The organism is Allobosea sp. (assembly GCF_030695125.1).
Classification (GTDB): Bacteria; Pseudomonadota; Alphaproteobacteria; order Rhizobiales; family Beijerinckiaceae; genus Allobosea.
Map to the genome: position 1 here is coordinate 1 of NZ_JAUYTP010000077.1, position 4275 is coordinate 4275.

The window sequence follows — 4275 nt, forward strand, 5'->3', positions numbered from 1 at the left end:
CTCGAAGGACGAGCTGTCCTCTGGGCGCGCGCTGGCGTTGCGGCGAACGGTGGGGACAGACACCCAACCCCAGACTGACGTTGCGGCTCTTCGCGCCATGCGAGCTGCCTCGCTCGGCAAGCCCGTTCCGTCGGCGACCCTCGGTCGGGCACAGACGCTGGGAGCGCAGGCGCTGGGTGGGGCCCAAGCGCTGGGGAGGGCTGGGGCGCTGAGTGGCGCGCAGGCCGGTGGAGTGAAGGCCCTCAATGGGGTGCAGGCTCCGGCCGAAGTCCGCGGGCAAGCTGAAGAGAACCTCTCGCGGGTCACCGACTCCAGCGGCTTCGCCTACGCGCTCGAGTCCGAGCAGAACGCGGCAGTCCGTGACGAAATGGTTCGCCAGGCCCTCAACTCGAACTTCGCGGGCGACCTGTTCGGGAGCCAGGGGCTGGGCGGCCCTGAGACCATCAACCACGGCTTCGACGAACAGAAGGTTATCGCCACTGCTGTCGACCGCGCCGTGCGTTCCGGAGCGGTCACCCAGGCCGATTTCGACCAAGCCGTGTCTCGCATGTCACCGGATCAGGTCGAGGCCGCGGTCGGGACCCTCAGCATCGAGAGCAACAACCGAGCGGTCGGCGGTGCGGTCGAGTTGTTGGGCGTCGCGGCACAGAAGGAAGGCCACGATCGCGCGGCGGCCCTGGCGTTCACGTCCACCGACGCGCTCATCGACAAGCACTACCCAACCGACGCCGCTCAACGGGAGGCGTTCGCACACGTCGAGAACTTCATCGAGGAGTGGGACGACAGCATCAAGCGGGACGCGAACAACCCGCACATGCAGGCCAACGCTCTGCATTTCGCGCTCGGCAGCGCTGGCCGCTTGTCTGCCCGGGGGAATGGGTACTCTCCTCAAGAACTGCAAGCGGAACTCAAGGAACTCGGGCCACGCTTCGTTCAGGAAACGGTCGCGCGCCTGGGCGAGGCACCGAGGTTCGACGGACGGGTTCCTGGAGCGATCGACGCGATCGCTGATGCAGCCCAGGCTTTGGCAGATCAAGGCGTCGACAAGGCCGACGAGTTCCAGGTGGCGGCGGCGTTGGGCCACACGCAGTCACGTCAGCTCATCACGCAGAACCTCGACACGCCCGAAAAGCGCGAGCGCGCTCTTGGCGCGTTGAACGAATTCCTGGCCGGTCGTCGCGATCAGTTCCGTGACGCCGCGACGCATCGCGACCCCTACAGCCTCTTGCGCGATCCTCAGGCCATCGACGGCATCAACGAACTGCTGGCTGCCGATCCCACCCTCCTTCCGGGGTTGGTCAACGGTGGCCCCGAGGGCGAAGCGACGCTCGTACAGTTGTTGGAGACGATTGCCTTCAACCCCGCGGTGCCCGCGACGCTGCGAGATCAGTTCCAGACCCGCGTTGACGGCTTGGTCAAGAACCTGACCGAGGAAGGGTTCGAGAACCCGAACGGCGATGGCGACGCACTCGGGCGGCTGTTTGGCCTCATTCAAGTTGCCGGCTCTCGCTCGGTGGAGGCTGCAGGGGACCGCGGCCCAGCAGCTCAAGCCGCGGCCCGCAGCTTCGCGAAGGACATCATCACTGGTGTCGCGGCCCTGGCGTTGGCTCCGGCGGGACCCATCGCATCAATCGTTGGCGGAGCGGTGCTCAATCAAGTCCTTGGGAAGTGGCTGGGGACGCCGCCAGGCCCGTCTGACACCCAACTGCGCAACGCATTTCGAACCTGGCTCGAGCAAGCAGGAATCGACCCCACCGAGGGCGAGCAAGCGTCGGAAGCGTTCGATCAGTTCTTGGGTGAGTTGCTCGACCAACTCCACGACGTGTCGCCCAGGCCGGCAGGGCTGTCTGAGAAGATCGACGAACTCCAGGACCTTCGGACGTCTTCGACTGACGGCTTCTTGCGAACTCGCGACTCCGCCAGAGACGGGCAGCTCGCCACGGAGCTCGAAGAGCGTGAAGACCAACCCTGATCCTGACTCGGTCGTCCTGGCGCCGCGAACCTGGAGCTTTCACGCTGCGCAAGCTGCCCGAGGTCCCGAGGCCGGATGGCTTGACCACAGAGCCCCGCTGACACCGAGCTGCGCAGCGCTGCTTGTGTGCCAGCACGCTCGCGAACCGGACTGGAGTCTGGCCGGTGCGATTTCCGCAGCAGTGGACCGGAATCGACGAGAGATCGCAGGTCACATACCTGACCTACCGAGCGCCGGTCAGAAGTCGCGCCGAGCCTCGAGCCAGGCGCGCGCCTCGTCGGCGAGGGCCGTGAGCGGCGGAGCAGAGAAGAGGTCATCGATCGCGGCGGCGACGTCGTCACGTTCGGCGGTGAAGAGCGTGTTGCCCTTGCTCGCGTGGAGCGCGTTGAGGGCGTCGACGAAGGCGTCCACGACGGCGCGCGCCTTCTTGCGGTCCTTCGCGGTCGCGCCCTCGAGCCCGCGACGGGCAGCCGTGAGCGCGGCATTCGCCACGTGAAGAGCGCGCTTCGTGACGCACCATCCACCGAGCACGTGAACGCCGCGCTCCGGCACCTCGACCCGCGGCACGATCTTCTTCCCTTCAGAGGTCTTCAGGCGAACGCGGGAGGCATCGCCCCGTACGGTCACGCGAACACTCGGCAGGAGGACGAGGCGCACCCCGAGCGGCCGCGGCATGTCGAGGACGAGCTCGTTCACACGCGCGCCCGACGCGTCGACGTCGAGCAGTGCTTTGGGAGAGAGCGTGAGGTGCTCGAGCGGCGCCTCCCGCCGCGTGAGCCAAGCGAAGATGCCGGCGTCGCTCCCCTCGTAACGTAGCCGGCGCGGCATGGCGCTGCCTCCGCCGGTCTTTGGCAGCACGTCGAGGCCGTCCCAGTGAACGAGCTCGTCGGCGCCGATGACGGCGTGCGGGGTGCTCGCGGAGTCCGGGCGCGGAGCGATGGTCATGTTGCCCGCGCCGGGCACGAACCACACCTCGTGGCTGTCCTTACCCGTGAGCGAGAGGACGAACCGCTGCGCGCCGACCTCGCGTGGCTTCTGCATGACGCGAGGCGGAACGCGGCGGCTCGTGAGCTTGGCGGCCGCCTTCGCCGCCGCTATGCGCGCTCGGGCGCGCTCGGCGCTCGCACGATCGGTGTCTCGTGCAGCCCGCGCCGCGGCCGCTCTCCCCGCCGCCGTGCGCGCAAGGGCGAACGCCTCGAGGTCGCGCGTGAGCCGCGCCACGTCCACGTAGGGGGCGTGGAGGCCGTGCTCGGTCTCCTTCGTCGGTGCGAACCCTGCGCGCGCGAAGCCGGCGGCGATCCGCGCATAACCGAGGCGCGCATCTCCGTCCGCGATGAGGTCCGTCGCGACGTATCGGAGGGGCCTTCCGCCTGGCTTCGATCCCTCCACCGCCGCGCCAAGCCGCGCGAGCCGCGCTGGCGGCGCCACCACGTCACCCAACCAGTCGAGGACCTCGAGGAGCGGTCGAGCGGCTCCGTACGCGAGCACGTTCACGACCCAGACGAGCACCTTTCCGTGGGGGGTGTCCCACACGAGGAGGTCGCCCGTCTCGAGCTCGGTGTCGCTCTGTTTGCGCCTCTTCCGCGTCGTCGCCATCGCGCCCGTCGGAGTTTACTCCGTTGCGCGCGTCGGCGTGAGCGGGGATGAGCGCGGCGGCGTGTGCGCGGAGCACGGCGAAGGACGGCCCCTCGGGCGACGTGAAGACGCCGTTCGGGGTGCAAGCGTGGAGCTGGTGCGTGTCCTTTCGGCACGCGTGCGTGAACGTGTGGAGCGACGACGCTATCGTCGGCGGGGGCGGCCCCTGGTTTCCACGCTCTACGGCGTGGTTTTTCCATCAGGCCGCGGTCCGGCGGCGTTGCGGGCGGGCGGCGCGGTGGCGGCGGGCAAGGCCGGTGGCTCGGAGGCCTGCGGCGCCTCGGAAACGTCCTCGTGGATGGCTGGGCGGACCGTGTCGCCGTGGCCGGCGAGCCAGCGCTCGATCAGCGGACGGTGGCGCGCGACCTCGGTCCACTTGCGTCGTTCCTCCAGACGACGGCGGCCAAAGCTGGTCCCGCACGTCGAGGCCATCGAGGTGTGACGAAGACTCGACGGCCAGCTGAGAGTCGTCTTCGAAATCTGCTGGGTCGACGGAGGGATCCCAGACGTTCGGAACTCGCCCAGAGAAGCGAATCGAAATTCCCCCGATTCTGTCAACGCCCCTTCCAGGTAACGAGAATGCCCTGAACGACGTCCATCAAGGGTCGGGAATGCGTCCCGGCACACGAGGGCTCGTCATGATCAAGAAGACACTGTCTCCTCCGGTT

The 4275-nt window shown here is 68.1% G+C and carries 2 protein-coding genes; one reads left to right on the forward strand and one right to left on the reverse strand.

Features of this window, described 5'->3' with window-relative positions:
- The coding region (locus tag Q8S38_RS23350) for a hypothetical protein (protein ID WP_305682729.1) at window positions 1–1972 on the forward strand (1972 nt) is incomplete at its 5' end.
- 237 nt (window positions 1973–2209) lie between these two features.
- Here the strand turns inward: Q8S38_RS23350 and Q8S38_RS23355 are convergent.
- Complete coding sequence (locus tag Q8S38_RS23355; protein ID WP_305682730.1) at window positions 2210–3568, reverse strand: hypothetical protein; 1359 nt, start codon at window positions 3566–3568, stop codon at window positions 2210–2212.
- Window positions 3569–4275 lie beyond the last annotated feature (707 nt).